Here is a 473-nt window from a genome sequence, read left to right on the forward strand (position 1 = left end):
TCAAGGGCATTGACCTCGAAGTGCTGCGCGGCCAGGCGGTCTCGATCATCGGCCCGTCGGGCTCGGGCAAGTCCACGATTCTGCGCTGCATCACCGGGCTGTTGCAGCCCCAGCGCGGCAGCATCCGCGTGGGCCAGACGCAGGTCGACACGCTGGCGCAGGAAGCCCAGCGCATCGCACTGCGCAAGCGCGTCGGCTTTGTCTTCCAGCAATACAACTTGTTCCCGCATTTGTCAGTGCTGGAAAACCTGGTGATCGCCCCGCGCAAGGTGCTCGGGCGCAACCGTGCCGATGCGGAAAAGGACGCGCGGGCGCTGCTGGCCAAGGTGCGCATGGAGCACAAGGCCGACGCTTACCCTGGCCAGTTGTCCGGTGGCCAGCAGCAGCGCGTAGCGATTGCCCGAGCCCTGGCGATGGAGCCCAAGGTGATGCTGTTTGACGAGCCCACCTCGGCCCTCGACCCGGAAATGGTC

At 66.0% G+C, this 473-nt stretch carries 1 protein-coding gene; it reads left to right on the top strand.

The window, feature by feature from the left end:
* Positions 1-473, top strand: a 473-nt coding sequence (locus AC0L3B_RS38395) for an amino acid ABC transporter ATP-binding protein (RefSeq protein ID WP_473382793.1), incomplete at both ends; no start/stop codon positions are given.

The organism is Bradyrhizobium sp. Kon56, assembly GCF_055807635.1.